The organism is Kitasatospora misakiensis (assembly GCF_042656005.1).
GTDB lineage: Bacteria > Actinomycetota > Actinomycetes > Streptomycetales > Streptomycetaceae > Kitasatospora > Kitasatospora misakiensis.
On the sequence record NZ_JBHSOF010000020.1, the window covers coordinates 25863 to 50170 of the forward strand.

At 72.1% G+C, this 24308-nt stretch carries 25 protein-coding genes and 1 tRNA gene; 18 read left to right on the top strand and 8 right to left on the bottom strand.

Annotated features, from left to right (window positions below):
- Positions 1 to 90: 90 nt before the first annotated feature.
- Positions 91 to 1407, bottom strand: coding sequence for a nicotinate phosphoribosyltransferase (locus ACFP3U_RS17185; protein ID WP_380226411.1), 1317 nt, complete (start codon positions 1405 to 1407; stop codon positions 91 to 93).
- Positions 1408 to 1642: 235 nt separating this feature from the next.
- On the opposite strand from ACFP3U_RS17185, the gene clpS reads away from it, so the two are divergent.
- From clpS to ACFP3U_RS17230, 9 genes are all read left to right on the top strand, one after another.
- On the top strand, positions 1643 to 1936 hold the full coding sequence (clpS, locus tag ACFP3U_RS17190; RefSeq protein ID WP_030394235.1) for an ATP-dependent Clp protease adapter ClpS: 294 nt from the start codon (positions 1643 to 1645) through the stop codon (positions 1934 to 1936).
- Positions 1937 to 2005: 69 nt separating this feature from the next.
- Positions 2006 to 2581 (top strand): DUF2017 domain-containing protein, encoded by a 576-nt coding sequence (locus tag ACFP3U_RS17195; RefSeq protein WP_380226412.1) that lies wholly within the window; start codon positions 2006 to 2008, stop codon positions 2579 to 2581.
- 251 nt (positions 2582 to 2832) lie between these two features.
- Positions 2833 to 4287: an amino acid permease gene (locus ACFP3U_RS17200; RefSeq protein WP_380226413.1), complete on the top strand. Its 1455-nt coding sequence runs from the start codon at positions 2833 to 2835 to the stop codon at positions 4285 to 4287.
- Between the two features lie 87 nt (positions 4288 to 4374).
- Positions 4375 to 4806 (top strand): M67 family metallopeptidase, encoded by a 432-nt coding sequence (locus ACFP3U_RS17205; protein ID WP_380226414.1) that lies wholly within the window; start codon positions 4375 to 4377, stop codon positions 4804 to 4806.
- 151 nt (positions 4807 to 4957) lie between these two features.
- Positions 4958 to 5077, top strand: a complete 120-nt coding sequence (locus ACFP3U_RS17210; RefSeq protein ID WP_326846449.1) for a putative leader peptide — start codon at positions 4958 to 4960, stop codon at positions 5075 to 5077.
- 103 nt (positions 5078 to 5180) lie between these two features.
- The gene (locus ACFP3U_RS17215; protein ID WP_380226415.1) at positions 5181 to 5459 is read left to right on the top strand and encodes a MoaD/ThiS family protein; all 279 of its coding nucleotides are present in this window, start codon (positions 5181 to 5183) and stop codon (positions 5457 to 5459) included.
- A 101-nt stretch (positions 5460 to 5560) separates the two neighbouring features.
- Positions 5561 to 6529, top strand: a complete 969-nt coding sequence (locus ACFP3U_RS17220; RefSeq protein ID WP_380226416.1) for a PLP-dependent cysteine synthase family protein — start codon at positions 5561 to 5563, stop codon at positions 6527 to 6529.
- A gap of 170 nt (positions 6530 to 6699) precedes the next feature.
- On the top strand, positions 6700 to 6891 hold the full coding sequence (locus ACFP3U_RS17225) for a MerR family transcriptional regulator (RefSeq protein WP_380226417.1): 192 nt from the start codon (positions 6700 to 6702) through the stop codon (positions 6889 to 6891).
- 198 nt (positions 6892 to 7089) lie between these two features.
- Positions 7090 to 7836: an MBL fold metallo-hydrolase gene (locus ACFP3U_RS17230; RefSeq protein WP_380226418.1), complete on the top strand. Its 747-nt coding sequence runs from the start codon at positions 7090 to 7092 to the stop codon at positions 7834 to 7836.
- 15 nt (positions 7837 to 7851) lie between these two features.
- Here the strand turns inward: ACFP3U_RS17230 and ACFP3U_RS17235 are convergent, their stop codons facing one another.
- The 4 genes from ACFP3U_RS17235 to ACFP3U_RS17250 all read right to left on the bottom strand — a co-directional run bounded on the left by ACFP3U_RS17235 (position 7852) and on the right by ACFP3U_RS17250 (position 13680).
- On the bottom strand, positions 7852 to 9141 hold the full coding sequence (locus ACFP3U_RS17235; protein ID WP_380226419.1) for an LLM class flavin-dependent oxidoreductase: 1290 nt from the start codon (positions 9139 to 9141) through the stop codon (positions 7852 to 7854).
- A complete protein-coding gene (locus ACFP3U_RS17240) occupies positions 9138 to 10250 on the bottom strand; it encodes an LLM class flavin-dependent oxidoreductase (protein ID WP_380226420.1) in 1113 nt (370 codons plus the stop codon). The genes ACFP3U_RS17235 and ACFP3U_RS17240 overlap by 4 nt, the downstream gene beginning before the upstream one ends.
- Before the next feature lie 419 nt (positions 10251 to 10669).
- Positions 10670 to 11947 carry a PTS transporter subunit EIIC gene (locus ACFP3U_RS17245; RefSeq protein WP_380226421.1) on the bottom strand — a complete coding sequence of 426 codons (1278 nt, stop codon included), beginning with the start codon at positions 11945 to 11947 and terminating at the stop codon, positions 10670 to 10672.
- 440 nt (positions 11948 to 12387) lie between these two features.
- The gene (locus ACFP3U_RS17250) at positions 12388 to 13680 is read right to left on the bottom strand and encodes a PTS transporter subunit EIIC (RefSeq protein WP_380226422.1); all 1293 of its coding nucleotides are present in this window, start codon (positions 13678 to 13680) and stop codon (positions 12388 to 12390) included.
- A 413-nt stretch (positions 13681 to 14093) separates the two neighbouring features.
- On the opposite strand from ACFP3U_RS17250, the gene ACFP3U_RS17255 reads away from it, so the two are divergent.
- From ACFP3U_RS17255 to rdgB, 4 genes are all read left to right on the top strand, one after another.
- A complete protein-coding gene (locus ACFP3U_RS17255) occupies positions 14094 to 14327 on the top strand; it encodes a PTS sugar transporter subunit IIB (RefSeq protein WP_030060521.1) in 234 nt (77 codons plus the stop codon).
- Positions 14328 to 14522: 195 nt separating this feature from the next.
- The gene (gene rph / locus ACFP3U_RS17260; protein WP_380226423.1) at positions 14523 to 15257 is read left to right on the top strand and encodes a ribonuclease PH; all 735 of its coding nucleotides are present in this window, start codon (positions 14523 to 14525) and stop codon (positions 15255 to 15257) included.
- Positions 15258 to 15440: 183 nt separating this feature from the next.
- Positions 15441 to 15830: a hypothetical protein gene (locus ACFP3U_RS17265; protein ID WP_380226424.1), complete on the top strand. Its 390-nt coding sequence runs from the start codon at positions 15441 to 15443 to the stop codon at positions 15828 to 15830.
- Positions 15831 to 15887: 57 nt separating this feature from the next.
- A complete protein-coding gene (rdgB, locus tag ACFP3U_RS17270) occupies positions 15888 to 16493 on the top strand; it encodes an RdgB/HAM1 family non-canonical purine NTP pyrophosphatase (protein WP_380226425.1) in 606 nt (201 codons plus the stop codon).
- Between the two features lie 78 nt (positions 16494 to 16571).
- On the opposite strand, the gene ACFP3U_RS17275 is transcribed toward rdgB, so the two are convergent.
- Both ACFP3U_RS17275 and ACFP3U_RS17280 read right to left on the bottom strand, forming a co-directional pair.
- Positions 16572 to 16655: transfer RNA gene (locus ACFP3U_RS17275), tRNA-Leu, on the bottom strand.
- A 7-nt stretch (positions 16656 to 16662) separates the two neighbouring features.
- Complete coding sequence (locus tag ACFP3U_RS17280) at positions 16663 to 17382, bottom strand: HNH endonuclease signature motif containing protein (protein ID WP_380226426.1); 720 nt, start codon at positions 17380 to 17382, stop codon at positions 16663 to 16665.
- A gap of 291 nt (positions 17383 to 17673) precedes the next feature.
- On the opposite strand from ACFP3U_RS17280, the gene ACFP3U_RS17285 reads away from it, so the two are divergent.
- Positions 17674 to 20082 (top strand): chitinase C-terminal domain-containing protein, encoded by a 2409-nt coding sequence (locus ACFP3U_RS17285; protein WP_380226427.1) that lies wholly within the window; start codon positions 17674 to 17676, stop codon positions 20080 to 20082.
- 135 nt (positions 20083 to 20217) lie between these two features.
- Here ACFP3U_RS17285 and bcp read toward each other — a convergent pair whose 3' ends face one another.
- The gene (gene bcp, locus ACFP3U_RS17290; RefSeq protein ID WP_350544809.1) at positions 20218 to 20694 is read right to left on the bottom strand and encodes a thioredoxin-dependent thiol peroxidase; all 477 of its coding nucleotides are present in this window, start codon (positions 20692 to 20694) and stop codon (positions 20218 to 20220) included.
- A 141-nt stretch (positions 20695 to 20835) separates the two neighbouring features.
- On the opposite strand from bcp, the gene ACFP3U_RS17295 reads away from it, so the two are divergent.
- From ACFP3U_RS17295 to ACFP3U_RS17310, 4 genes are all read left to right on the top strand, one after another.
- On the top strand, positions 20836 to 21177 hold the full coding sequence (locus tag ACFP3U_RS17295; protein ID WP_380226428.1) for a DUF3618 domain-containing protein: 342 nt from the start codon (positions 20836 to 20838) through the stop codon (positions 21175 to 21177).
- Between the two features lie 237 nt (positions 21178 to 21414).
- Positions 21415 to 21717, top strand: coding sequence for a co-chaperone GroES (locus tag ACFP3U_RS17300; protein ID WP_078881937.1), 303 nt, complete (start codon positions 21415 to 21417; stop codon positions 21715 to 21717).
- Positions 21718 to 21749: 32 nt separating this feature from the next.
- The gene (locus ACFP3U_RS17305) at positions 21750 to 22628 is read left to right on the top strand and encodes an MBL fold metallo-hydrolase (protein ID WP_380226429.1); all 879 of its coding nucleotides are present in this window, start codon (positions 21750 to 21752) and stop codon (positions 22626 to 22628) included.
- Between the two features lie 62 nt (positions 22629 to 22690).
- Positions 22691 to 23869, top strand: coding sequence for a winged helix DNA-binding domain-containing protein (locus ACFP3U_RS17310; RefSeq protein WP_380226430.1), 1179 nt, complete (start codon positions 22691 to 22693; stop codon positions 23867 to 23869).
- Positions 23870 to 24308: the final 439 nt, after the last annotated feature.

Sequence of the window (24308 nt, forward strand, 5' to 3'; positions counted from 1 at the left end):
CCCGCCCGCCCGTTGCCCGTTCCGGCGCCCGTGCCGGCATCAACTCCGGCGCCCGGATCGGCGCCCGGTCCGGGCGCGCCCGGACCGCCGTCACACCTGCAGTTCGGTCGCCAGCACCGGGTCGCCCTTGGAGAGCTGGGTGGCCGACAGCGGCAGCGCGGCCCGGGCCCGGGCGTGCCGCTCGCGCGCCGTCTCCAGCGGCTCCCGGCCGACCACCTCGCCGGCCTTGACCAGCGGCACCTGCACCAGGTGCGGCGCCAGGTCGGCCGGGACCTGCCCGGTGCCGACCACCTCGGCGTCGGCGACGCCGTCCGCGTCCGGGCGGCGGGCCGCCCACTTGCGCCCGCCGATGCTGGTCTTGCCGCCGGCCGCGCGCTTGGCGACCGGGACCAGCGGGCCGTCCGGGCCGGCGGCCCGGGCGACCAGCTTGTAGACCATCGCGCAGGTCGGCTGCCCGCTGCCGGTGACCAGGCTGGTGCCGACGCCGTAGCCGTCCACCGGGGCGGCGGCGAGCGCGGCGATCGCGTACTCGTCGAGGTCGGAGGTGACGATGATCCGGGTGTCGGTGGCGCCGAGCTCGTCGAGCTGGCGGCGGACCCGGTGGGCGAGCAGGGTGAGGTCGCCGGAGTCGATCCGGACGGCGCCCAGCTCGGCGCCGGCCACCTCGACGGCGGTGCGCACGGCCTCGCGCAGGTCGAAGGTGTCGACCAGCAGCGTGGTGCCGCGGCCCATCGAGTCGATCTGGGCCCGGAAGGCGTCCCGCTCGCTGTCGTGGACGAGGGTGAAGGCGTGCGCGGCGGTCCCGGTGGTCGGGATGCCGTAGGTGAAGCCGGCCTCCAGGTCGGAGGTGGCGGCGAAGCCGGCCACGTAGGCGGCGCGGGCGGCGGCGACGGCGGCCCGCTCGTGCGCGCGCCGGGCGCCCATCTCGATCACCGGGCGGTCGCCGGCCGCGGCGGTCATCCGGGAGGCGGCCGCTGCGATCGCCGAGTCGTAGTTGAGGATCGAGAGGATCACCGTCTCCAGGATCACCGCCTCGGCGAAGCTGCCCTCGACGGTGAGCAGCGGGGAGCCGGGGAAGTAGACCTCGCCCTCGGGGTAGCCGTGGATGTCGCCGGTGAACCGGTAGTCGGCGAGGAAGCGCAGGGTCTCCTCGTCGACGACCTGCCCGGCGGCGAGCCAGTCGAGCTGGGCGGAGGTGAAGCGGAAGTTCTCCACGGCGTCCAGGACCCGCCCGGTGCCGGCGAGCACGCCGTAGCGCCGGCCGGCGGGCAGCCGGCGGGTGAACACCTCGAAGACGGAGCGGCGGTGCGCCGCCCCGCTGCGCAGGGCGGCCTGCAGCATGGTGAGCTCGTAGCGGTCGGTGAGCAGCGCGGTCGAGCCGGCCGCGGGCACGGAAGTGGCGTCCATGAAGATGATGCTACTACCCCTTAGCGTCAAAGTGACGATTTCTCGGGGCGGATCGTCGCCGAGCGCGTCGCGAGCGTAGGGTCCGTCTTTGAGGACGGACCCGAGGACGGACCCTCAGGGCGGAATCGCCCCGAGGTCCCTCGGATGGCAGCATGGGGCTGAAGGGGCACGCGCGGTCCGCGTGCCCGCCAGGTGGGAACCGCCTGGGGAGTCGAGCGACAGGAGGGACCCGGCGGTGAGTGTCGCGCCCGTGGAGATCGAGCGCCCGGAGGTCGAGGGCGTGCCGGTGGCGGAGCCGGACACCCCCTGGGTCACCATCGTGCACAACGACCCGGTCAACCTGATGAGCTACGTCCAGTACGTCTTCCAGGCCTACTTCGGCTACCCGAAGGACAAGGCCAGGAAGCTCATGATGGAGGTGCACACCAAGGGCCGGTCCGTGGTCTCCAGCGGCTCGCGCGAGGAGATGGAGCGCGACGTGCAGGCGATGCACGGCTACGGGCTCTGGGCCACCCTGCAGCACGACTGAGGCCCGCGGCGCCACCGCGGCGGGCCAGGGCGACAAACGACGAAGACGAAGACGGGCTGACCGATACCGATGGCTGGGTTGTTCGAGAGTGCCGGTGGCGGGGGCGCGGTGCTCGCGCTGGACGAGCTGGAGGCCTCCATCCTGCGCTCGCTGGAAGTGCAGATGCTGGAGCTGATCGGGCCCGGCCCGGCCGGGGACGGCGGCGACCCGCTGGCGGCGCTGTTCGCCGAGGGGCCGACCGAGGCGCCGGCGGACCCGGCGCTGGCCCGGCTCTTCCCGGACGCGTACGGCGATCCCGCGGAGCCGGCCGACGCGCGGTCCCGGGAGGCCGCCGGCGAGTTCCGCCGCTACACCGAGCCGGACCTGCGGACCCGCAAGCGGGAGGACGCGCTGCAGGTCGTCCGCACTCTGGACGGGCTGGGCGGCGAGGGCGGGACGGTCAAGCTGGACACCGCCGGGTGCCTGCACTGGCTGGGCGCGCTCAACGACCTTCGGCTGACCCTGGGTGTGCGCCTGGAGGTCACCGAGGAGGACGAGCAGGGCCTGTACGACCTGCCGGACGCCGACGACCGCAAGCCGCTGGTGATGGCCTACCTGTGGCTCGGCGCGCTCCAGGAGTCGCTGCTGGAGGCGATGGCCGACTGACGCCCCGGAGCCGCTCTGCGGACCGAGTCCCCCCGTACAAGAAAGGCCCCGGCCGCCCGTCCGCATACTGGACAAGCGGCCGGGGCCTTTCCGGTCAAAACGGGCGAAACCCTATCGGGGCATGCTCAAATATCGCTCAGATGGACACCGCTATCCGGATCGTGCGTGGTACGACTGCTCCCCATCCCCCACGAGTCCCCCCACGAGTCCCCCACGAGTCCGACCACGAGACCGATCCAGGACGGTGCAGCATGGCCGAACAGCTCTACGACGAGGTCGTCGACGCGAAACCGGACGAGGAGGGCTACGAGCGGGGGCTCGGCAGCCGCCAGATCCAGATGATCGCGATCGGGGGCGCGATCGGCACCGGACTCTTCCTCGGTGCCGGCACGGCGATCTCGAAGTCCGGCCCCAGCCTGATCCTGTCCTACGCGGTCGCCGGCGTGGTGATCTTCGCGATCATGCGGGCGCTCGGCGAACTGCTCACCTACCGCCCGGTGTCCGGCAGCTTCGCCGAGTACGCGCGGGAGTTCCTCGGCCCCTTCGCCGGCTATGTGACGGGCTGGACGTACTGGCTGTTCTGGGTGGTCACCGGCATGGCGGAGACCACCGCCGCGGCCGTCTACGTGCGGTTCTGGGCGCCCGACATCCCGCAGTGGCTCAGCGCGCTGGTCTTCCTGGTGATCCTCTACGCGGCCAACCTCATCTCGGTGAAGCTCTTCGGCGAGATCGAGTTCTGGTTCTCCATGGTCAAGGTCACCGCCATCATCGGCATGATCCTGATCGGCGTCGGCGTGCTCACCCTCGGGTTCAGCGACGCCGGGGACACCGCCTCGATCACCCACCTCTGGGAGAACGGCGGCTTCTTCCCCAAGGGCATCGGCGCCACCGTGATGACCCTTCAGATCGTCATGTTCGCCTACCTCGGCGTCGAACTCGTCGGCGTCACCGCGGGCGAGAGCGAGAACCCGCAGAAGACCCTCCCGCGCGCCATCAACACCCTGCCGTGGCGCATCGCGCTGTTCTACATCGGCGCCCTGGTGGTCATCCTGTCGCTCGTGCCGTGGACCGAATTCCAGCCCGGCGTCAGCCCGTTCGTCGCCGCCTTCGGCAAGATCGGCATCCCCGCCGCGGCCGGCATCATCAACTTCGTGGTGCTCACCGCCGCGCTCTCCTCCTGCAACTCCGGCATGTACTCCACCGGCCGGATGCTCCGCGACCTCGCCCTGCGCGGCCAGGCGCCCAAGGGGCTGACCCGGCTCAACTCCCGCCGCACGCCGTCCGTCGCGATCACCCTGTCCTGCCTGCTGATGGGCGCCGGCGTGGTGCTCAACGCCCTCGTCCCGGCCCGGGCGTTCGAGTACATCACCTCGGTCGCCACCGTCTGCGGCCTGTGGACCTGGGCGATGATCCTCATCTGCCAGATCCGCTACCGGAAGGCCTGGAAGGGCGGCCACCTGCCGCCGCCCGGCTTCAAGGCGCCCGGCGGCGTCTGGACCAGCTGGGCCTCGCTCGCCTTCCTGGTGCTCGTGGTCGTGCTGATCGGCCTGGACGAGGACAACCGGATCTCGCTCTACGTCTTCCCGGCCTGGGCTGTGCTGCTGGTCGTCGGCTACCAGGTGCTCAAGCGCCGGAGCCCCGCGGCGGTGCACGCCGTCGCCCACGACCACCTGCACGCGGGCGGCGGGGGCACCGGCACCCGCTGACCGGGCCCGGCCCGTCGTGGACGCGGTCGTGGACGCGGTCGTGGACACCCCGGCGGGCCGCCGCCGGGGCGTGGCTATCCTGACGCCATGCTGACCATCACCCGAGAACTGCGGGACGCGATCGTCGCCCACGCCCGCGCCGACCACCCGGACGAGGCCTGCGGCGTGGTCGCCGGTCCGGAGGGCAGCGGCCGCCCCGAGCGGTTCATCCCGATGCTCAACGCGGCCCGGTCGCCCACCTTCTACGAGTTCGACTCGGGCGACCTGCTCAAGCTCTACCGCGAGATGGACGACCGGGACGAGGAACCCGTGATCGTCTACCACTCGCACACCGCCACCGAGGCGTACCCCTCGCGCACCGACGTGAGCTACGCCTCCGAGCCGAACGCCCACTACGTCCTGGTCTCCACCGCCGACGGCAACGGTGCCGACGACCCGTACGAGTTCCGCTCGTTCCGCATCGTGGACGGTGTGATCACGGAGGAAGACGTCCAGGTCGTCGAGGCCCACCCGGCCTGACCCGCACCCACCTGGGCGAGGCCCGCCGACCCTCCGCGAGCGGTCGGCGGGCCGTTGCCGTCCCCGGGGCCGTCTCGGCATGGGGAACGGAACCATCCGGATCACGAGACGGGCATGGAGGAGCGGGCCCGGGAATCTATACGATGAGCCCATGCGTTCCGTCGATGTGAGCACCCAGGCCCCGGGCACCCGCCTCGTGGCGCGCCTGCACATCGACCTGTGCCGGCTCGCCAGCGCGATCTGTCCCGGCACGCCGGCGCGCTCGCGCTGAGCCGCCCGTCCCGGCCCGCCGCGGATCCCACCGCCCCGGGCCGTCACGCCCTGCCGCGCCCCCTGCGGCCCACCCACCTCACGACTCGCACAGGAGCGCAGCCATGGCCATCGAGGTCCGCATCCCGACCATCCTCCGCACCTACACCGACGGCGCCAAGGCCGTCGAGGGCACCGGCAGCAACCTCGGGGAACTCTTCCACGACCTCGACGCCCGCCACCCGGGCATCGCCGCCCGCCTGCTGGACGGCGGCGAGCTGCGCCGCTTCGTCAACGTCTACCTGAACGACGAGGACGTGCGCTTCCTGGAGGGCATCACCACCTCCCTCGCCGACGGCGACAGCGTCACCATCCTGCCCGCCGTGGCCGGCGGCGCCCGCTGACACCCGCTCGCCCCGACCCGCGCACCGCCCGGGTCGGGGCCAGGGCGTCGATTTCGCCGTAGCCGCCCGTCCCGACCCCACCGCCGCTGCCGGAGGACCCCTTGCGTTACGACAGCCCGCTCGAAGCCGTCGGCAACACCCCGCTGGTCCGCCTGCCCCGGCTGTCCGCCGCGGTGCCGGGCAACACCGAGGGCCTGGTCACCCTCTGGGCGAAGCTGGAGGACCGCAACCCCACCGGCTCCATCAAGGACCGCCCGGCGCTGCACATGATCGAGCGCGCCGAGGCCGACGGCCGGCTCACCCCCGGCTGCACGATCCTCGAACCCACCAGCGGCAACACCGGCATCTCGCTGGCCATGGCGGCCAAGCTCAAGGGCTACCGGATGGTCTGCGTGATGCCCGAGAACACCAGCGAGGAGCGGCGCGAACTGCTCCGGATGTGGGGCGCCGAGATCATCCCCTCGCCCGCCGCCGGCGGCTCCAACACCGCCGTCCGGATCGCCAAGGAGATCGCCGCCGAGCACCCCGACTGGGTCATGCTCTACCAGTACGGCAACCCCGACAACGCCGGCGCCCACTACGCCACCACCGGCCCCGAGATCCTCGCCGACCTGCCCACCGTCACCCACTTCGTGGCCGGCCTCGGCACCACCGGCACCCTGATGGGCGTCGGCCGCTACCTGCGCGAGAAGGTCCCCGGCGTACGGATCGTCGCCGCCGAACCGCGCTACGACGACCTCGTCTACGGCCTGCGCAACCTCGACGAGGGCTTCGTCCCCGAGCTGTACGACGCCGAGGTGCTCACCACCCGCTTCTCGGTCGGCTCCGCCGACGCCGTCCGGCGCACCCGCGAACTCCTCCAGCAGGAGGGCATCTTCGCCGGCGTCTCCACCGGCGCGATCCTGCACGCGGCGATCGGCGTCGGACGGAAGGCCGCCCAGGCCGGCGAACGCGCCGACATCGTCTTCGTGGTCGCGGACGGTGGCTGGAAGTACCTCTCCACCGGCATCTACACCGCCGAGTCCACCGAGGCCGCCGTCGAGGCGCTGCAGGGCCAGCTCTGGGCCTGAAACGGGGCCTGAAACTCCCCGGCCCCGGTCGTGCGACGACCGGGGATTTGTCCCCACCGTGCTCCGGGTCGGTCACGGTACGACCACGGTGCCCGTCCCGCGGGCGAGCCGCCGCCCGGCCCGGAGATGCTGCTCACGAACGTCCTCCCACGCACCAGCGGAGGTGACCCGTGCACCGCAGCACCGACCTGTGGTCGTACGCCGAGATCGCCCGGCACATCAACGTCCAACCGGAGACCGTCCGCAACTACCGGCGGCACGGACTGCTCCCCGAACCCGACGTGATCGACGACGGCGGCCATCCGCGCTGGTACCCGGACACCGTCCGCGCCTGGGCCCGCCGGCGCCCCGGCCACCGCTGACCTGCCGCCCCGGTACCGCCCGCCCCCGCCTCCCCGGCGTTCTGGTGATTCCAGCCACAGCACGGCACGGAGACGGGGGCAAAGTGCCGCTCCGCCCTTACCCTCGACAACACGCGCAGGGCAGCGCCTCCGGCCGGTATTCCCGGCCCGCTGTCATGACCAGCGGCAGCCAGGACGTGTCGGGGCGGAGGGGCTCGGATGAAACTGACCGTGGTGGGGTGCTCGGGGAGCTTCCCGTCGGCCGACTCGCCGTGCTCCAGCTACCTGGTGGAGGCCGACGGCTACCGCGTCGTGCTCGACCTCGGCAACGGCGCGCTCGGCGCCCTCCAGAAGTACGTCTCGATCTACGAGGTCGACGCCGTCCTGCTCAGCCACCTGCACGCCGACCACTGCGTCGACCTGTGCGCCTACTGGGTCGCCCGCAACTACCGGGCCGAGGGCTGCCCCGCGCCGATGCCCGTCTACGGCCCGGCCGGCACCCCCGAACGCATGGCCCGCGCCTACGACATGCCGGAGAACCCGGGCATGAAGGAGGTGTTCGAGTTCCGCACCCTCACCCCGGGCCGCTTCGACCTCGGCCCCTTCCGGATCGAGGTCGCCCAGGTCAACCACCCCGTCGACGCCTTCGCCTTCCGGCTCGAACACGACGGCCGCAGCCTGGTCTACTCGGGCGACACCGGCGAGAGCGCCGAACTCGTCGAACTCGCCCGGGACGCCGACCTCTTCCTCTGCGAGGCCGCCTACCTCGACGGCCGCGACACCTACCGCGCCGTCCACCTCAACGGCCGCGAGGCCGGCGAGCACGCCACCGCCGCCGGCGCCCACCGGCTCGTCCTCACCCACATCCCGCCGTGGACGGACGCCGAACTCAACCGGCGGGACGCCGCCGCCGCCTTCGCCGGCCCGGTCCACATCGCCCGGGCCGGCGCGGTCTACGAGATCTGAGCGACCACCGGGGGTTCAGCGGCGGCCGGGGACCGGCAGGCCGAGGTGGTCGCGCAGCGTCGTCCCGGTGTAGTCGGTGCGGAACACCCCGCGCTCCTGGAGCAGCGGCACCACCGTGTCCACGAACTCGTCCAGCCCGCCCGGGGTGAGGTGCGGGACGAGGATGAAGCCGTCCGCGGCGTCGCTCTGCACATGCCGGTCGAGCTGCTCGGCGACGCTGCGCGGGGTGCCGACGAAGGACTGCCGGCCGGTCACCTCGATCACCAACTCGCGGCTGCTGAGCCCCTTCTCGGCCGCCACCGCCCGCCACTTGGCGGCGATCTCCAGGGGGTCGCCGAGCGAGGTGCGGCCCTGGACGAGGCCGGAGTCGCGGACCGGGTCGACGCCCGGCAGCGGGCCGTCCACGTCGTGGTCGGAGAGGTCGATGCCCCAGACCTGTTCCAGCTGGGCGATCGCGGTGGCCGGGCTCACCTGGGCGCGGCGGATCTCGGCGGCCCGTTCGACGGCCTCCTCCTCGGTGTCGCCCAGTACGTAGGTCACCCCGGGCATGATCTTCAGCTCGTCCGGCTTGCGCCCGTACGCGGCCAGCCGCCGTTTGACGTCGGCGTGGAAGGCCTGCCCGGCGGCCAGGGTGGAGTGCCGGCTGAAGACCACGTCGGCGGTGGCGGCGGCGAACTCGCGGCCCTCGTCGGAGTCGCCGGCCTGGATCACCACCGGGTGGCCCTGCGGCGGCCGGGGCACCGAGAGGGTGCCCTCGACGTCGAACTGCGGACCCCGGTGGCGGACCGTGCCGGTGCCCGCCGCGTCCCAGAACTCCCGGGCGAGCTGCACGAATTCGGCGGCCCGGGTGTAGCGGTCGGCGCGGTCGAGGTAGCCGCCGCGGCGGAAGTTCTCCCCGGTGAAGGCGTCCGAGGAGGTGACCACGTTCCAGGCCGCGCGGCCGTCCGAGAGGTGGTCCAAGGAGGCGAAGCGGCGGGCCAGTTCGTACGGCTCGTTGAAGGTGGTGTTGACGGTCGCGGCCAGCCCGAGGCGGGTGGTGACGGCGGCGAGCGCGCCCAGCACGGTGATCGACTCGGGGCGGCCGACCACGTCCAGGTCGTGGACCCGGCCCTTGACCTCGCGCAGCCGCAGGCCCTCGGCGAGGAAGAGGAAGTCGAACCGCCCGCGCTCGGCCGTCTCGGCGAGATGGCGGAAGGAGTCGAAGGCGATCTGGCTGCCGGCGGCCGGATCGGTCCACACGGTGGTGTTGTTGACGCCGGGGAAGTGCGCGGCGAGGTGGATCTGCTTGAGCGGACGGTCCGTCATCGGGTCACCTCGGCGGTCGCGGCGGGGGAGGAGGACACGGGGGATACCAGCGGTGCGGCGGCGGCCCCGGCGAGCGCGTAACGGCTCGTGGGCCGGGCCAGGCCGAGCCGGTCGCGCAGGGTGCGGCCGGTGTAGCCGGTGCGGAACAGTCCGCGCTCGCGCAGCGCCGGCACCACGTGGTCGGCGAGCGCGGCGAGGTCGCGGGCCGGGTCGGCGGGCACCAGGTGGAAGCCGTCGACCCCGCCGCCGCCCTCGGTCACCTCGGTGAGCAGGGCGGACACCGCGGCGGCGGTGTCGAGCGCGGCCGGGACCCGGGCCAGGATCCGCAGCGCCTCGCCGCCGCGCAGCCGCAGCTCGGTGGCGGCGGTGAGCCGGGTGGCCCGGTCGGGGGCGTCGAGCAGGACGACGTCCGCGTAGCGGGCGGCGGTGGCGACCCGGGCACGGCCGCCGGGGCCGGCGTCCGGCGCGAGGTCGGTGGCGGCGACGGTGACCGCGACCACGGGGCGGCCCTGCGGCGGGCGCGGGGTGATGGAGGGGCCGCGGACCGAGAAGTACGGGCCCTCGAAGTCGATGTGGTGCAGCTTGGCGCGGTCGACGAACCGGCCGGTGGCGGCGTCGCGGATCTCCGCGTCGTCCTCCCAGCTGTCCCAGAGCCGGCTGGCGACCTCGGCGGCGTCGGCGGCCTCGGCCCAGAGCGCGTCGGCCGGGGCGGTGTCCTTGCGGCCGAAGGCCCTGGCCTCGGCCTCGGTGTCGGAGACGCCGACCAGCCAGCCGGCCCGGCCCTCGCTGACCCAGTCCAGGGTGGTGACCGCGACGGAGGTGTGGAAGGGCTCGGTGTGGGTGGTGGTGACGGTCGGGACCAGGCCGAGGCCGCGGGTGACCGGGGCGATCCGGGCGAAGGTGGCGAGCGCGTCGAGCCGGCGGGGTTCGGGGGCGTAGGAGTCGTCGAGGGTGACGAAGTCGAGGGTGGCCCGCTCGGCGAGCCGGGCGAGGGCGATGAGATGGGCGGCGTCGACGTGGCCGGGGCTGTCGAGGCCGGGGCTGTCGAGGCCGGGGCCGTCGAGGGCGGGGCTGTCGAGGGCGGCGGAAAGGTGCAGCTGTCGGGGCATGTGTGGCCTTGACTTTCCTCGTACGGAAGCGGTGCGTGCGGCGGTCCGCACCCCGCCCGTCACACGAGTACGGGGGTGGGCGCGGTGCGGGCGGGCACGGAGCGGCGCGCCCGGGTCACGGGCGGGCGCGGGAGGCGGGAGGAACGGCCGGGGCGCGGCGGGAGGTCAGCCGGGCGGCGGCGGGGGGAACGCTCTGGTCAGCCGCGACACGCCGCGGACCACACGCGACCGAAGTCGATGTGGCTGCGGGTCACCAGCAGGCGGGGGGCGTTCACCGCTTCAGTTGACCAGCGCCCTCGCCGGTTCGTCAACCGCCGTCTCACCGGGCGGCCACCGCGGTGGACACGCGAACGGCCCCGCCCCGCCACCCGGGGGAGGGGTGGCGGGGAGGGGCCGTGAGCGGCGTACGGGGCCGGGCGTCAGGCCTTGGTGACGTCCTCGATCTCGTCCTCGTCCTCGCGGCCGGGGGTCTTGAGGTCGAACTTCACGATCGCGAAGCGGAAGAGGAAGTAGTACAGCGCGGCGAACGCCAGGCCGATCGGGATGATCATCCACGGGTCGGTGGCCTTGCTCCAGGCGAGCAGGTAGTCGATCAGGCCGCCGGAGAAGGTGAAGCCGTCGTGCACACCGAGCGCCCAGGTCACGGCCATCGAGACGGCGGTGAGCAGCGCGTGGATGACGTACAGCACCGGGGCGATGAAGACGAAGGAGAACTCGATCGGCTCGGTGACACCGGTCACGAAGGAGGTCAGCGCCAGCGACAGCATCATGCCGGTGACGGCCTTGCGGCGGTGCGGCTTGGCGGTGTGGGCGATCGCGAAGGCGGCGGCCGGCAGGGCGAACATCATGATCGGGAAGAAGCCCGACATGAACTGTCCGGCGGTCGGGTCGCCGGCGAAGAAGCGGGTCAGGTCGCCGTGCACGACGGTGCCGTCGGCCTTGGTGAAGTCACCGGTCTGGAACCAGGCGTAGGAGTTCACGAACTGGTGCATGCCGACCGGCAGCAGACCGCGGTTGACCAGGCCGAACGCCCCGGCGCCGAACGCGCCGGCCCCGATCAGGGTGTCGTTCAGGCTCTTGATGGCGTCGCCGATCGGGCCCCAGGTCAGGGCGAAGAACACACCGACGGCGGTGCCGACGAAGGCCATCAGGATCGGGACGAGGCGGCGGCCGTTGAAGAAGCCGAGCCAGTCGACCAGCCTGGTGCGGTGGTACTTCTGCCACAGCACGGCGGAGAGCAGGCCGATCACGATGCCGCCGAGCACCCCGGGGTTCTGGTACGTCGCGGGGACCCACTTGCCGTCGGCGATGTGGCCCTCGGCGATCGGGAACGCGGTCAGCACGTTCTTGTAGACCAGGAAGCCGACCAGGGCGGCGAGCGCGGTCGAGCCGTCGGCCTTCTTGGCGAAGCCGATGGCGATGCCGACCGCGAAGAGCAGCGGCAGGTTGTCGAAGACGCCGTTGCCGGCGGCGGCGAAGACCGAGGCGACCTTGTTCCAGCCGAGGCCGTCCTTGCCGAACACGTCGTCCTGACCCAGTCGCATCAGCAGACCGGCGGCGGGGAGAACGGCGATGGGCAGTTGGAGGCTGCGGCCGATCTTCTGCAGGCCCTGGAGCAGGTTCTGGCCGAACTTCTTGGCGGGGCTGGGTGTGGCCGGAGCCGTGGCGGGCGCCGGTGCCTGCGCAGACTGACTCATGGGGGTGGCTTCCTAACGGCAAGGGCGGGTCGGTCGGGGGTAGGTGCACAGGGGGGCCGAACCGCGAACTGGTCTACACCACGCGTGGTGTAGACCAGTTTTGTAGCACGGGTGGAGGGGGCGCGGAACCCTGGAAAGCGGTGCCGATGGGAAGCGCTATGAAATCGAAACCTGCCTGTGGATCAACGATCTTGATTACCCGACGGGATTGGGATTTTGGCTAATTGCGCAACAAAAGGCGGGAGCCCTCGGTGGCTCCTCGGTCGCTCCTCGGTCGCTCCCCGGCAGGTCACCGGCGGGCCGCCGGTGGGCCGCCGCCGGCTCGTCGCGAGGGCGGCCCGGCGTTCCGCACCGGGACCATCGACCCGGGCCGGATATGCCGAAGGCCCCCGGACCGTGGGTCCGGAGGCCTTTTCCGATTCGCGGCGGTGACGCTCGGGTTATGCCTTGGTTACGTCCTCGACCTCGCTCTCGTCCTCGCGTCCGGGCGTTTTCAGGTCGAATTTCACGATGATGAAGCGGAAGAGCGCGTAGTACACGGCGGCGAAGCAGAGGCCGATGACGATGATCAGCCACGGCTTGGTGGCCAGGCTCCAGTTGATCACGTAGTCGATCAGGCCGGCCGAGAAGCTGAAGCCGTCGTGCACCCCGAGCCCCCAGGTGACCGCCATCGAGGCACCGGTCAGCAGGGCGTGCACGCCGTACAGCGCCGGGGCGATGTAGGCGAAGGAGTACTCGATCGGTTCGGTGACGCCGGTGACGAAGGAGGTCAGGCCCACCGACAGCATCAGCCCGTAGATCTCCTTGCGCCGGTGCGGCTTCGCCGCGTGCGCGATGGCCAGCGCGGCGGCCGGCAGCGCGAACATCATGATCGGGAAGAAGCCGGACTGGAACTGGCCGGCCGTCGGGTCCCCGGCCAGGAAGCGCGGGATGTCGCCGTGCACGATGGTGCCGTCCGACTTGGTGAACTCGCCGAACTGGAACCAGACGAAGGTGTTCAGCAGTTGGTGCATGCCGATCAGCAGCAGCGCCCGGTTGGCCACGCCGAAGATGCCGGCGCCGCCCGCGCCCAGGTCGGCGAGGTTCTGGCTGAAGTCGTTCAGGCCCCGGCCGATCGGCGGCCAGACCCACAGGGCCACGCAGGCCGTGAGCATGCCGACCAGGGCGGTGATCATCGGCACCAGGCGGCGGCCGTTGAAGAACCCCAGCCAGTCGACCAGCTTGGTGCGGTGGAACCGCACCCAGAGCCAGGCCGACATCAGACCGAGCAGGATGCCGCCCAGCACCCCGGGGTTCTGGAACGTCGCGGCCGCCGCCTTCGCCGAGGTGTAGTCCACGCACTGGTCGCTGACCAGCACCGTCGGTGGCTTGCAGTGCTCGGGGAAGGCCTGCAGCACCCGGTAGTAGACGAGGAAGCCGACCACCGCGGCCAGCGCGGTCGAGCCGTCGGCCTTCTTCGCCATGCCGATCGCGACACCGACGCAGAACAGCATGGGCAGGCCGAGCGAGGAGTCCAGCAGGGCGCCGCCGGCCGCGGCGAAGACCTTGGCGACGTTGTCCCAGCCGAGGCCGTCCTTGCCGAAGACGTCGTCCTGCCCGAGCCGGTTGAGGATGCCGGCGGCCGGCAGCACGGCCACCGGCAGCTGGAGCGAGCGGCCCATCTTCTGGAGCCCGCCGTAGAAGGTGTGCCACCACGTCGTCCGCGGGGCCGCCGTGGCGCCTGCCGAACTCATCCTTCGCCTCCGAGTGCCGTTGCCGTCCGGGAGTGCAGTGGCCGTCCGGTGGCCCCGGCGGGACCCTCGGGCGGGGACCGGGAACACCCGGGGCCCTTCCTGCGTTCATCGGAGTACACGTATATTGGTGTAGACCACTTGTGGACGCAGGTCGCGTGGACGCAGGCCGCGCGCCGGGAGGCGAGCCCCACTGCTCGTCATCCTCGGGGGGCGATCCGGGGCATGCGCGTCGAGATGGGCCGAAAGTGGACTAACGTGACATATCGGTCCGGATCGCGTCATGCTGGTCGCGCTGCTCCGACAGCACGCCACGGCACGACCGACCACTGACCCCGCGTCACCAGGGACCGAGGTCACCGCGCAGGACGGCACCCGGCAGAGCAGCCGACGGGCCGAGACAGAGGGAGAAAGCAATGGCCAGCAAGGCTGAGAAGATCGTCGCCGGTCTGGGCGGCATCGACAACATCGAAGAGGTCGAGGGCTGCATCACCCGCCTGCGCACCGAGGTCAAGGACGCCTCCCTCGTCGACGAGGCCGCGCTGAAGGCCGCCGGCGCCCACGGCGTCGTCAAGATGGGCACCGCGATCCAGGTCGTCATCGGCACCGACGCCGACCCGATCGCCGCCGACATCGAGGACATGATGTGAGCTGAGCCCCGCCAGGCTCGCTCCACCCGGCCCGCCGACCCCTCCGGTCGGCGGGCCGCGGCACGTCCGGGCACTGCCGGCCCCCGTCCCCCGCCCGTCCCCCGCCCGTCCCCCGCCCGTCCCCCGCCCGCGACCGGCCGGGACGCCCCGGGACGTACCGGAAGCACCCGCCACAACCGACTACGCTCGGTGCCTATGTCACGCATCGACGGCCGCACCCCCGACCAGCTCCGCCCCGTCACCATCGAACGGGGCTGGAGCAAGCACGCCGAAGGCTCCGTCCTCATCTCCTACGGCGACACCAAGGTGCTGTGCACCGCCAGCGTCACCGAGGGCGTCCCGCGCTGGCGCAAGGGCAGCGGCGAGGGCTGGGTCACCGCCGAGTACTCCATGCTCCCGCGCGCCACCAACACCCGCGGCGACCGCGAATCCGTCAAGGGCCGCCTCGGCGGACGCACCCACGAGATCAGCCGGCTCATCGGCCGCTCGCTGCGCGCCGTCGTCGACCACCGCGCCCTCGCCGAGAACACCATCGTCCTCGACTGCGACGTCCTCCAGGCCGACGGCGGCACCCGCACCGCCGCCATCACCGGCGCCTACGTCGCCCTCGTCGACGCCATCGGCTGGGCCCGCGACCGCAAGCTGCTGCGCGCCAAGGGCAAGCCGATCACCGGCGGGGTCAGCGCCGTCAGCGTCGGCATCATCGACGGCGTCCCGATGCTCGACCTCCGGTACGAGGAGGACGTCCGCGCCGAGACCGACATGAACATCGTCTGCACCTCCGACGGCCGCTTCGTCGAGGTCCAGGGCACCGCCGAAGGCGCCCCCTTCGACCGCGCCCTGCTCGACCAGCTGCTGGACCTCGGCACCCTCGGCTGCGCCGAGCTCGACGAGGTCCAGCGCAAGGTCCTCGGCGAGCTGGAGGGCTGACGCCCATACCCCCGAGATACCGGTTCCGTTTCGGTTTCCGGAAAACCCCCGGGCTCCGGACCAGGCCGCTGTACACGCCGGGTCCGGAGCCCGTACGGTTCCCGCAGCACCCCGTTCCGGGAACCGCGCACCGCCCAGCGCGCGTCCTTCCCACCCGGAGACCCGCGCACCCAGGAGGACCGGATGGCCCAGAGCATCGCCCGACCCGCCATGCTCGCCGTGGCCGGCCTGATCGCCATCCTCCCGCTCAGCGCGGTCAGTTGCTCCGCCGCCCAGAAGGCGCTCGACTGCGGCAACACCGCCGTCAAGATCACCGGGGACATCAACGAGGTCAGCAACGCCTACAGCAACGCGAACAACGACGCGGCCGCCGCCGGGCAGTCGCTGCAGAAGCTCAAGAACGACCTCGACCAGCTGGGCAAGAACTCCAAGGACACCGACGTCGCCCAGGCCATCACCGACCTCAGCACCCAGGTCGACAAGGTCCAGCAGGCCGTCAACAACAAGCAGGTGCCGGACTTCAAGCCGCTCGGCGACGCCGCCTCCAACCTCACCAAGGTCTGCACCGGCTGACGCGGGGTCACCCGGGTTCACACGGGAGCCTGTGGCCTGTCCGTTTAGGGTGGGTCCATGACCACTCGACTCATCCTCGCCACCCGAAACCAGCACAAGGTCGCCGAACTGCGCGACATCCTCGGCGACGCCGGCCTGGACGTCGAACTGGTCGGCGCCGACGCTTACCCGGAGATCCCCGACGTCCCGGAGACCGGCGTCACCTTCGCCGAGAACGCCCTGCTCAAGGCCCACGCCCTGGCCCGCGCCACCGGCCTGCCGGCCGTCGCCGACGACTCCGGCCTCTGCGTCGACGTCCTGGGCGGCGCCCCCGGCATCCTCTCCGCCCGCTGGTCCGGCAAGCACGGCGACGACCGCGCCAACCTCGACCTGCTGCTCGCCCAGCTCTCCGACATCGCCCCCGAACACCGCGGCGCCCACTTCTTCTGCGCCGCCGCCCTCGCCCTGCCGGACGGCACCGAACGCGTCGTCGAGGGCCGCCTCCTCGGCACCCTGCGCACCGCCCCGGCCGGCGACGGCGGCTTCGGCTACGACCCGATCCTCCAGCCCCTCGGCCAGACCCGCACCTGCGCCGAACTCACCCCCGCCGAGAAGAACGCCATCAGCCACCGCGGCCAGGCCTTCCGCGCCCTCGCCCCGGTACTCCGCGAGCTCATCGGCTGACGCCCGACCCCGCGACCCCGCGAACGCCGAAGGCCCGCCCGGAGTGATCTCCGGGCGGGCCTTCGATTCGAAGCCCAATGCGGCCTGAGGGACTCGAACCCTCACGGGATTTCTCCCACGGGCACCTAAAACCCGCGCGGCTGCCGATTACGCCAAGGCCGCAAGGCCTTCAGTCTAGGGGCTCGCGAGGTGCGGGAACACCGCCATTTCGGCTTGTGGCGTCGCCCTGGCGAACGCGGTCGGGGGACTCCGTGCGGCGGTTCCTGTTCCGCCTGCAGTAGGTGTCCGTGACGGCGTGGCAGTTCGGGCAGAGCAGTCGCAGGTTGTCCGGCCGGTTGTCGGACCAGTCCCCGTTGATGTGGTCCACCTCCAAGGTCAGCGGTCGCCCCTGCCACTCGGGCCCGGTGCCGCAGCCCTCGCAGAGCTCCGGCCGGCCGAGTTCGGCCAGCGCGACGCGGATGCGGGAGCCGGGCAGCCGCTTCGCCTCGGGTGGCCGCTGGACCAGGACCTCCGCGGGGGAGAGCCGCCGGGTCGAGTGCTTGCCGCGATTGTGGGCCTGCCCGGTGAAGTGCGAGATGTCTATGCCGAGGGCCTTGATCCGGCGCCCGATGTGGGCCTGGGTGCCGCCGGCCTGGCGGAGCTGAAGGTGACGCACCGTCCCGGCGATGCTGTGCGAGGCGTCGACGGCCTCCTGGAGGAGCTCGCGGGTGTAGACGCTTCCTCCGGGGCGGAAGTGCGAGGTGTCGATGGCGTACTCGGTCAGCTTGCGGCGCAGGTACTTGCGCCGGTCCTTGTTCGGCTTCTTGCCGAGTGCGACGAGCATCTCGTCGAGCGAGGCGGCGGTCGCGGCGGTCTGCGCGAGCAGTGCACGGGTGTATTCGACGGCCATGGTTCTCCCCTTCGGGCTGGTGTGTGCCCGTCCCCCGTGTGTGCGAACGATCGTGGGGGCGTTCGGTTACGGCCTTGCCGGACGTGGGTCGGGGCGGGTGTGGAGGCGGGGGTGTCGGTGATCGGCTGTTCGATGGGTGGGGTTGGGGAATTGATTGCCAATTGGTACAGACCTATTGACCTATGTGGTTCAGACCACATAGCTTCGGCGCCAATCTGCTTTCCCCCACGTGCGTGCTCCCCCAGGCACGCGCCGGCACTCTGCCCGGAGGACCGAGTGTTGATCCGATCCATGGCGGAGCGGCGTCCCACCGCTGCCCGTCGGTCCACGAGCCCGCCGGCCCGCGCCGGCCTGGCCTCGCTGGCGGCCGCCGGTCTGGCCGGCCTGCTGGTGGCCACGCTGGGCGCGGCGCCCTCCCAGGCGTCCGCCGCCGTCGACAACGCCGCCTGTCGGCCGGACGGCCTCTATGCCACGCCCGGTGTCGACGTCCCGTACTGCAGCGTCTACGACACCAACGGCCGCGAGAAGATGGGCGCGGACCACCAGCGCCGCATCATCGGCTACTTCACCGGCTGGCGCACCGGCAAGGACGGCACCCCGCCGTACCTGGTCAGCGACGTCCCGTGGGACAAGGTCACCCACCTCAACTACGCCTTCGGCCACGTCGGTTCGGACAACAAGCTGTCCGTCGGCACCGACAACGACAAGAACGAGGCCACCGGCATCTCGTTCCCCGGCGTGCCCGGTGCGGAGCTCGACCCGTCGCTGCCCTACAAGGGCCACTTCAACCTGCTGACGAAGTTCAAGAAGCAGTACCCGAACGTCAAGACCCTCATCTCGGTGGGCGGTTGGACGGAGACCGGCGGGTACTTCGGCGACGACGGCAAGCGCGTCAACTCCGGCGGCTTCTACTCGATGACCGTCAATCCGGACGGCAGCGTCAACCAGGCGGGCATCGACACCTTCGCCACCTCGGCCGTCGACTTCGTCAAGAAGTACGGCTTCAACGGCGTCGACGTCGACTACGAGTACCCGACCTCGATGAAGGACGCGGGCAACCCGCTGGACTGGCAACTCGCCAACAGCAAGCGCGGCTCGCTGGCCAAGGGCTACGCCGCGCTGATGAAGACCCTGCGCGAGAAGCTGGACCGGGCCGGCGCCGCCGACGGCCGGCACTACCTGCTCTCGGTCGCGGCCCCGTCCTCGGGCTACCTGCTGCGCGGCATGGAGACCTTCCAGGTGGCGCAGTACCTGGACTACGTCAACATCATGTCGTACGACCTGCACGGCGCCTGGAACAAGTACGTCGGCCCGAACGCCTCGCTGTACGACGACGGCAAGGACGGCGAGCTGGCGGCGGCCAACGTCTACGGCACCGCCCAGTACGGCGGCATCGGCTACCTCAACGCCGACTGGTCGTACCACTACTTCCGCGGCGCGATGCCCGGCGGCCGGGTCAACGTCGGCCTGCCGTACTACACCCGCGGCTTCAAGAACGTCCAGGGCGGCACCAACGGCCTCTGGGGCACCGCCCCGGCGACCACCTGCCCGGTCGGCGCAGGACTGACCTCCTGCGGTGACGGCGCGGTCGGCATCGACAACATCTGGAACGACAAGGACGACGCGGGCAAGGAGTCCCCGGCCGGGTCGAACCCGATGTGGCACGCGAAGAACCTGGAGAAGGGCGTCCTGCCCGACTACCTGGCCAAGTACGGCGTGACGGACACCGCCCTGCGGGGCAGTTACGTCCGCAACTACAGCTCCTCGCTGGTCGCGCCGTGGCTGTGGAACGACACCAAGAAGGTCTTCCTGTCCACCGAGGACGAGCAGTCGGTGGGCGCCAAGGCCGACTACATCGTCAACCAGGGCGCCGGCGGCGCGATGATCTGGGAGCTCGCGGGCGACTACCGGTGGGACGCCGCCGCCAACGGCGGCAAGGGCCAGTACGTGCCCGGCAACACGCTGACCTCGCTGATGTACGACAAGTTCAAGGCGGCCTCGCCGTACGGCGCGATCCGTTCGACCACGGCGCTGCCGCAGCAGACCCTGCCGGTCGACGTGTCGTTCACCAACTTCGCGCTGGGCGACTCGAACTACCCGATCAACCCGAAGATCCACATCGTCAACAACTCGGCGCTGACCCTGCCGGGCGGCACGGAGTTCCAGTTCGACTACGGCAACTCGGCCCCGGGCAACGCCAAGGACCAGTCCGGCTTCGGCCTGACGGTGATCAAGCAGGACCACACCGGTCCGAACACGGGCGGCCTCAAGGGCACCTACAACCGGGTCTCGGTCAAGCTGCCCGGCTGGCAGTCGCTCGCCCCGGGCGCCTCGGTCGACCTGGACTTCGTCTACTACCTGCCGGTGTCCACCCCGTCCAACTGGACGGTCAACGTGGGCGGCACGCTGTACGGCCTCAAGGGCGACCTGACCCGCGGTGCGGTGGACGGCGGTACGACGCCTCCGACGACGCCTCCCACGACGCCGCCGACCACTCCGCCCACGACGCCGCCCACGACGCCCCCGACGACGCCGGCCGGTTGCGCGGGTGCGCCGGGCTGGGACGCGGGCACCACCTACGCCACCCCGACCAAGGTCTCCTGGAAGGGCCACTACTACCAGAACAAGTGGTGGACCAAGGGCGAGGACCCGAGCGCGAGCGGCGCCTGGGGCGTCTGGAGCGACCTCGGCGCCTGCTGACCTGACGGCAGCGGTCGCCCGAGGTGAGAGACGGCGGTGGCGGTGCACCCGGTCGGGGGGTGCGCCGCCACCGCTGCGCCGTGCGGGCGGCCCCGCGTCGGGGTCGCCCCGCGTCGGGGTCAGGCCGCGTCGGGGTCAGGCCGCCTCGACCTTGAGGTCGCGCAGCAGCTTGGCCACGTGGCCGGTCGCCTTCACGTTGTACAGCGCGTGCTCGACCTTGCCCTGCTCGTCCACGATCACGGTGGAGCGGATCACGCCGGTGACGGTCTTGCCGTACAGCTTCTTCTCGCCGAACGCGCCGTAGGCCTCCAGCACCTTCTTCTCCGGGTCGGAGAGCAGGGTGACCTTGAGGTCCTCGGCCTCGCGGAACTTGCCGAGCTTCTCCGGCTTGTCCGGCGAGATGCCGATGACGTCGTAGCCGGCGCCGGCGAAGACCTCCAGGTTGTCGGTGAAGTCGCAGGCCTGCTTGGTGCAGCCGGGGGTGAGCGCGGCCGGGTAGAAGTAGACGATCACCTTGCGGCCGAGGTGGCCGGCGAGGGACACCTCGTTGCCGTCGGCGTCGGGCAGGGTGAAGGCGGGCGCGGTGTCACCGGGCTGGAGACGCTCACTCACGGGGGTTTCTCCTGGTGCTGGGCGGGCAGTCGTACCACGGCCAACTTACCCCCGATGGTGGGTAGGGCCGCGCGGCCCCGCGTGCCAGCTGACACACTGGGTCAGTCGCACAGGACAACATCAGTGAATGGGGTGGCCCGAGTGGGCGAGGCGAGCACTACGGACAAGTCGGCGCGGACGACCGCCCAGATCGAGGCGGACATCACCCGCACCCGCACCCAGCTGGCGGCGACCCTGGACGAGCTCGCCATGCGGGTGCACCCGACCACCATCTCCGCCCAGGTCAAGGCGAAGACCGTGGCCGCGGTCGAGGAGAAGGCCGGCCGGGCGTACGTGGCGGCCAGCGGGCTGGTCGAGCAGGCCCGCGCGCAGTTCGTGGACGAGAAGGGGCAGCCGCGCAAGGAGCGGATCGTCCCGGCCGCCCTGGTCGGCGTCGGCCTGGTGCTGCTGGTCGCCTCGGCGCGCAAGCGCCGCAAGGGCTGACCCGCGGCAGCACGCCTGCGGGAGTACTACGCCTGCGGGGGCACCGCGCCTGCGGGCCGGGCACCGCGTGCCCGGCCCGCCGTCCCGTGCCCCGGGACCGGGCTGGCGTCACGCAGCGCGCCCGGGAGCGGTACCGTCGGGATCGTGAGCACCAACGACGAACCCACCCAGCACTCCCTCCTCGTCGAGAGCGACCTGCCGCGTCACGACCGGTTGGGCGAGAAGCTGCCGATCAAGATGCTGCACGACCGCGTGCTGGTGAAGACCGAGGCCGGCGAGGGCGAGCGCCGCTCCACCGGCGGCATCCTCATCCCGGCGACCGCCGAGATCTCCAAGCGCTGCGCCTGGGCCGAGGCGGTCGCGGTCGGCCAGAGCGTGCGCTCCGTGGAGCCCGGCGACCGGGTACTGTACGACCCCGAGGACAAGCTGGAGGTCGAGGTCCGCGGCGCGACCTACGTCCTGCTGCGCGAGCGCGACCTCCACGCGGTGGCCGCGATGCGCTTCGGCGACACCGAGGGCTCGACGGGGCTCTACCTGTGAGCTACCGAGCGGCTTCGGAGAAAGGGGACGGCATGGCTGGGCGCTCTTCGGTCGACTTCGGCGGGACGGCTCCGCGGGTGCGGGGGCTGGACGGCGTGCGGTGGATCCACGGCTCCGAGTCGGCGAAGCACAACACGGACCCGGACATCCAGGTCCACGCGTACGACGAGCACACCGTGATCCTGCGGCAGAACAAGGCGGTCAACTACGAGGCGCCGTTCCTGTTCCTGCTGTTCGGCAACGAGCGGGCGGTGCTGATCGACACCGGGGCCACCGCGTCGGCGGAGTTCTTCCCGCTGCGGGAGACGGTCGACGGGCTGGTCGCGGCCTGGCTGGAGCGCAACCCGCGGGACGGGTACGAGCTGTTGGTGCTGCACACCCACGCGCACGGCGACCATGTCGCGGGGGACGGGCAGTTCGCGGACCGTCCGGACACCGTGCTGGTGGGGGCGGACCGGGCGACGGCCTGGGCGTGGTTCGGGTTCGACGAGGACGCGGAGGCGGTGGCCCGGGTCGACCTCGGGGGCCGGGTGCTGGAGTGCCTGGCGACGCCGGGGCACCACGAGGCGGCGGTGACGTTCTTCGACCCGTGGACCGGCTTCCTGCTGACCGGCGACACGGTCTATCCCGGGCGGCTCTACATCCAGGACTGGGCGGCCTTCGGGCGCTCGATCGGGCGGCTGGTGGAGTTCTGCGAGGGCCGGGCGGTCACCCATGTGCTCGGCTGCCACATCGAGATGAGCGTGAAGCCGGGGGTGGACTACCCGATCCGGTACACCTACCAGCCGTACGAGGCCCCGCTGGAGCTGACCGTCGATCATCTGCGGGAGATCCGGGCGGCCCTGGCGGAGATCGGCGACGTGCCGCAGCGCCGGGTGTTCCCGCTGTTCATCCTGTCGCCCAACACCTGAGCCCGGTCGGGGCCGCGGCCCGACGCCCGGCGGCTGTCGGTGACGGATCGTAGGATCCGCTCATGGTGAGCAGCGGGGCGGTGGCGATCGACGACGGGCAGCGGCGGGCGCGGCTCGGGCGGCGGCAACTGCTGGCGCCGGCCGGGCGGGTGGCGCGGGTGGAGGAGGTGGCCGACGCGGTCGTCGGGCTGCACGCCACCGACGCGGCGACGGTGTACCTGTCGGCGTGCGCGCGGTTGCGGGAGCCCTCGGCGGCGGAGGTGGAGCGGGCGCTGTACGAGGACGTCTCGCTGGTGAAGCTGCTGTCGATGCGGCGGACGCTCTTCGCGGTGACGGAGGAGTTCGCGCCGTACGTGAGCGCGGCGGCGGCGCGGCCGATCGCGCTGAAGGAGCGGGCGACGCTGCTGAAGCACCTCGGGGAGTTCGCCGAGGGGTGGAGCGCGGCGCGGCTGGCGGAGACCGAGCGGGCGGTGCTGGCGGCGCTCGCGGTGCGCGGTGAGGCGACGACGGCGGAGCTGGGCGCGGACGTGCCGGCGATGCGCGAGACGATGGTGATGTCGGCGGGCAAGCCGTACGAGGCGAAGCAGAGTGTGGGGAGCCGGCTGCTGCGGATGTTGGCCTCGGACGGGCATGTGCGGCGTTCCCGGCCGCGGGGGTCGTGGCTGAGCAGCAGCTATCCGTGGGCGCCGGTGGAGCAGTGGCCGGAGCTGCCGGAGCGGGAGGCGAAGGCGGAGGTGGTGCGGCGCTGGCTGGCGGCGTACGGGCCGGGGTCGGTCGAGGACGTGAAGTGGTGGACGGGCTGGACGCTCGGGGCCGTCCGCGGGGCGCTGGCCGAGGTGGGCGCGGTGGAGGTGGCCCTGGCCGGCGGGGTGGTGGGTCTGGTGCTGCCGGGGGACGAGGGGCCGGTGGCGGAGCCGGAGCCGTGGGCGGCGCTGCTGCCGGGGCTGGATCCGGCGGTGATGGGGTGGCGCGGGCGGGACTGGTACCTGCGGCCGGGGGATGTGCCGGCGCTGTTCGACCGGGCGGGGAACGCGGGGCCGACGGTGTGGTGGTGCGGCCGGGTGGTGGGCGGCTGGGCGCAGCGGGCGGACGGTGAGGTGGTGTGGCGGCTGTTCGAGGACGTGGGGGCGGAGGCGGTGGCGGCGATCGTGGGGGAGGCGGAGCGGTTGCGGGGCTGGTTGGGGGAGGTCCGGGTGACGCCGCGGTTCCGGACGCCGTTGGAGCGCGAGCTGGTGGCCTGAGTGGCCTGAGTGACCAGCGACTCCGGGGCGGGTGGGTCAGGACGGGGGCGGGGTGGCCGCTTCGGCGGTGGCCGGGGGCTTGGCGGCGGTGGTGGCGGCGGCCCGGGGGTGCGGGTCGGTTCCGGGGCCTTGCTGGGCGCGGTGGTGGCCGGTTCGGCGGTGGGCCGCGCGGTGCTGGGCCGCGGGCTGGGGGAGGTCTGCGACTGCGCGGGTTCGGGCCGGGTGGTCGCCGCGGGGGCGGTCGGCTCGGGGGTGATGATCGTGATCTCCGGTGCCGGCTCGGGGCTGTCGGGGCCGGTGGTCGCGGTGGGCCGGCGGGGGCCGGACGGGGCCGGGGCGGTGGGGACCGTCGCTCCGCCGGTGGTGCCCGCCGGCGGCGACGGGGCGGGGGCGGTGGTGGCGGACGGGGAGGCGGAGGCCGGGGTGGTGGTGGTCGGGG